The 4,402-nt window shown below is 55.7% G+C and carries 2 protein-coding genes and 3 pseudogenes; all 5 read left to right on the forward strand.

The genetic code is table 11. From position 1 onward, the window contains the following. Positions 1–178: 178 nt before the first annotated feature. The 5 genes and pseudogenes from NKJ06_RS34610 to NKJ06_RS34630 all read left to right on the forward strand — a co-directional run bounded on the left by NKJ06_RS34610 (position 179) and on the right by NKJ06_RS34630 (position 4,171). The gene (locus tag NKJ06_RS34610) at positions 179–1,483 is read left to right on the forward strand and encodes an ABC transporter substrate-binding protein (RefSeq protein WP_352812405.1); all 1,305 of its coding nucleotides are present in this window, start codon (positions 179–181) and stop codon (positions 1,481–1,483) included. 6 nt (positions 1,484–1,489) lie between these two features. Continuing rightward, positions 1,490–2,647 (forward strand): aminotransferase-like domain-containing protein, encoded by a 1,158-nt coding sequence (locus tag NKJ06_RS34615; protein ID WP_352812407.1) that lies wholly within the window; start codon positions 1,490–1,492, stop codon positions 2,645–2,647. 47 nt (positions 2,648–2,694) lie between these two features. Next, positions 2,695–2,984 (forward strand): annotated as a pseudogene (locus NKJ06_RS34620) (IS630 family transposase); the annotation flags it as partial. 58 nt (positions 2,985–3,042) lie between these two features. Next, positions 3,043–3,417: pseudogene (locus NKJ06_RS34625) on the forward strand (transposase); the annotation flags it as partial. A gap of 116 nt (positions 3,418–3,533) precedes the next feature. Beyond that, positions 3,534–4,171 (forward strand): annotated as a pseudogene (locus NKJ06_RS34630) (IS256 family transposase). Positions 4,172–4,402 lie beyond the last annotated feature (231 nt).

Below are 4,402 nucleotides of genomic sequence, written 5' to 3' on the forward strand. Positions count from 1 at the left end.
GCTGGGAATCATGGCCCTCAAAAACGAGGAGGCCGGCAACGATTACGGTCCGCTGATGGCCGCCTCCACCATCGTCGTCGCCCCCTCATCATCGCATTCCTCGCAGCCCAACGCTGGTTCGTCGAGGGACTGAGTGGCGGCGCAGTAAAATAGCCGTCTCCCTAGGAGGAACCAAAAAATGTCCATCACACGCCGCAGTCTTATTCACGCATCTACCGCAGCCGTATTGCTTGCCACGGCGAAGTCAAGAGTGGCCTTCGCACAAGCACACAAAAGCGTCAGTATGGTTCACGGTCTACCGGCGGTCATGTACCAGGCAGTCGCAGCTCGCTTCAATTCTGACAATACTGGCGTCCATGCGAATTTAGAGACCCCATTGCCAACCTATGAAGACGTCACTCAAAGACTTTTAAGGGGAAAACTATCAGGTGACACCCCTGATATTGTTTTTCAGGGACTGAACAGAACTAAAACCATCGTTGATCATGGCCTCGGTCAACCAATGAAGCTGTTTGTTGGCACTGACGATGAGTGGACTGATATGGGATACACTCCCGCGATGCTGGGGCTGGGAAAGGTGGGAAGTAACAGCTACGGTCTGCCGTTTGCGATCTCCACTCCGGTTGTCTTCTATAATGCTGATCTAGTCAAACGGGCAGGCGGAGATCCCGATAACTTCCCGGACAATTGGGATGCTATCATAAGTCTTGCAAAATCGATCAAGGACCTTGGTTCAGATACGCTTGGAATTCACTTTGAGTATTACGACGTGAGTGGGAACTGGACCTTTATGGCGCTGGTACAGAGCTTCGGTGGTGCCATGGCTACACCAGGCGACGAAGATGCGGCATTCGGCGGCTCAGAGGGCCTAAACTCACTCGACGTTCTGTACCGAATTGGCGAAGTCATGGTCGATATGCCATACAGTCAGGCAGTGCAGGCGTTTTCTGCTGGCACACTCGGTGTGTTCATCTCTTCAAGTGCTGCGACGGTTGGTCTCGAAAAAACTGCTGCAGGTAACTTCGACGTCCGCGCAGCTCCATTTCCGCGCCCGTCGGCAAACGGTACGATCCCGGCCGGCGGTTCTGTCGGGATGATCCTAGCGACAGAGCCAGATCAGCAAGCAGCTGCATGGGAATTCGTCAAGTTCGCCACCGGACCAGTCGGCCAGACAATAATGGTCAAGGAGGCCGGCTACGCGCCGGGGAATTCACTGGCAGTTAACGATCCCAAGCTGCTGGGCTCATTCTATGCGGAGCATCCACTCCACATGGTGGCCATTCGACAATTGCCATTCGCCACGGCATGGTATTCCTTCCCCGGGGATAACTCAATAAAGATAACGACAATTATTCGAGATCATCTTCAGGTTGTTGTAACTCGGCAACAAAAACCTGACGCGGTTCTAGCTACGATGGTTAAGGACGTACGCGATTTACTTCCGAGGTCCACCTCGATGAATCTGTATTCAAAGACCCGTTGAAAAAAAATGAACAAACTTCATGAAATTGAAATTGACCTGACTATTGCAAAGCCGCCGTTGCCGGCTTTTCTTGGAGAGCGACTTTCGCATATTCTCGGTGAAATCGTACAAACCTCTGACATTCGACACCTGTTTACAGACCATAGGTATGGTGGAACGTCACGCGATATTGACTCCGCAGTACTTTGGCTCTCTCCTCGCTTCGAAAGCGCTCTTTCCTCAGATCGCATCATTATTACCAATGGAACGAAGTCGGCCATTCATGCTATCCTGTCTTTTTTGGTTTCACCAGGGGGGCGCGTGGCAACAGAAGATTTCAGCCCCCTTAAGGTATGGTCACTTCTAGACATACTCGGATTGCGTCACGTGCCAATCGAGTGCGATGCCCACGGTATTTTGCCGGACGCCCTTGAACGAAGATGTCTCCAAGAGACTATTGGGGCGCTGTTTATTGTTCCGACGCTAAATAATCCAAACACCTACACTACGCCCTACTCTCGGCGGCTCGATATTGCTGAGGTTGCGCGAAAAAACGGCGTTGCGATCATTGAAGATGACATTTGCGGCAGACTTAAGTCTAACGCGCCTCCTGCATTTGCCTCGCTTGCGCCTGATATTACGTGGTTGGTCAGCGGTTTGGCAAAGTGCCTCGGCTCTGGGGTGCGTGTTGGCCACATTGTTGGGCCGGACGCGGGTCTCGTGTCCAAGCTGACTCAACGGTTGAGACCCCTGTCTGGCTGGCATCCTGCGCCAATAATGGCGGAAATTGCGACGCGGTGGATCTCAGACGGCACGGCGGAAGAAGTATTAGCCGAAATTCGGAAAGATTTGCGTATTCGTCAGGCGCTATCAGGACGCATTCTCGGGGATTTTGGGATACAATCCGACCCTGAAGGTCTGTTTTTTTGGCTTCCGCTTCCTCGGTGCGGTAGTACAGATGGGATCGTGCAGGAGCTTCGAAAGGATGGAGTGATCGTCAGATCCACTGATCTGTACGCGTCGTATACAGCAAACGATATCAGAATACGAGCCTTGCGCATTTGTATCGGATCTACTGAACTATCAAGTCTAGAGGAATCGCTGTGGTTACTGCAGCGAGCAGTCCAGGCAACCGTGCAAAACGCTAGAGCACGTCCTGCGATTGATAAATCGATTGTGATGTGACGGCGGCCTTCGCCGGTAATTCAACATCCCGTTTGATGAGGTGGATGATGGGAAGAGCACTGAGTGACGATCTTCGATCGCGGGTCTTGAAGGCTTCGAACGCGGGCATGTCGGCACGGCAGGCGGCGGCACGGTTCGGTGTGGAGTGTCCAGCGCGATCCGTTGGATTGCGCGGGCGAAGATCGGCGAGTTGACGGCGCGGCCGCAGGGTCGTCGCCGTGCGTCCAGCCTCGACATGCATGAAGCCTTTATCGTCGGGCTGATCGATGAGCGCAAGGACATCACGCTGAACGAGATGGTGGATCGGCTGGCGGCCGAGCGGTCGGTGGGGATCAGCTGGGAGTGTCAGAATTTCCGTGTGCGGGCGGGCATAATGGGTAAAAAGGATTCCCACTATGACCCGACGCAAAGAACCTGCGATACCGAATGATCTTCTCGACCAGTTGCTTGCAGGAGGTGCAGCCAGTGCTGCCTTCGAACAGGGCGGCCTGCTGGATTCGCTCAAGAAGGCTCTGACAGAGCGCGCGCTGAACGCTGAGATGGACCATCATCTGGCGAGCGGCGAAGACGCTGGCAATACGCGTAATGGCTATGGCCGCAAGACGGTGACGACCGAGACCGGCAAGCTGGAGATCGATGTTCCGCGCGACCGCCAGTCGAGTTTCGATCCGCAGCTGATCGCCAAGTACCAGCGCCGTTTTCCCGGCTTTGATGACAAGATCGTATCGATGTACGCGCGCGGCATGAGCACCCGGGAGATCACCGGGCACCTGCGCGATCTGTACGGCATCGAAGTGTCGGCGGACCTGATCTCAACGGTGACAGACGCCCGTGCTCGACGAAGTCGCCACCTGGCAGCAAAGGACCGCTCGATCCGATTTACCCGATGGTCTTCTTCGATGCGATCCGGGTCAAGATCCGCGATGAAGGCATGGTCCGCAACAAGGCCATCAATATCGCACTGGGCGTGCGCGCCGATGGTGCAAAGGAGGTGCTGGGCCTCTGGCTCGAGCAGAATGAAGGCGCCAAGTTCTGGCTCCGGGTGATGAACGAGCTCAAGAACCGTGGCGTGGAGGATATTCTCCTGGCCGTCGTCGACGGCCTGAAAGGCTTCCCCGACGCGATTACAGCGGTGTTCCCGGAGGCGATCGTCCAGACGTGCATTGTTCATCTGCTGCGCAACTCCATGGACTTCGTATCCTGGAAAGACCGCAAGGGCTTGGCGACGGCGCTCAAGGAGATTGACCGCGCCGTTGATGCCGATGCCGCCGAAAAGGTGTTGACGGCGTTCGAGGCCGGGGCCTGGGGTCAGCGTTATCCCGCCATAGGCCAGAGCTGGCGGCGTGCCTGGGCGAGGTCATTCCGTTCTTCCCATTCCCCGACGATGTGCGCCGGATCATCTATACGACAAACGCGATAGAGGCGCTGAACTCGAAGCTCCGCCGGACTGTCAGGGCCAGGGGCCACTTCCCCAGCGATGATGCCGCAACCAAGCTGGACACCTCGATTTACCGCCGTTTCTGACGCAAAGAGGCCGCAAGAACGGGGGGGCTCGCTGAACCTGAGCTGCTTGGCGCAGGTTTTCCGCGCTTTACTGGGCTGATGGGTGGTTGATTTCTGCTTTGTGGCGGCGTTTTCTGCCGCCACACCGTCACGCGGACGCACTTCTCCCCTCGTGCCAGACGTAGCGCATCAGATTGTAGGCGAGATTTGTCATGCCGATTTTGGTCGTGGCTCGGGCGATACCGATGGTGC

Origin of the sequence: Mesorhizobium sp. M0293 (genome assembly GCF_040321735.1) — a bacterium.
Taxonomy (GTDB): Bacteria; Pseudomonadota; Alphaproteobacteria; order Rhizobiales; family Rhizobiaceae; genus Mesorhizobium.

Bases quoted from the DNA above. Each gene is read 5' to 3' on its own strand.
- NKJ06_RS34610 (WP_352812405.1), top strand. From the start codon at position 179: ATGTCCATCACACGCCGCAGTCTTATTCACGCATCTACCGCAGCCGTA.
- NKJ06_RS34615 (WP_352812407.1), top strand. From the start codon at position 1,490: ATGAACAAACTTCATGAAATTGAAATTGACCTGACTATTGCAAAGCCG.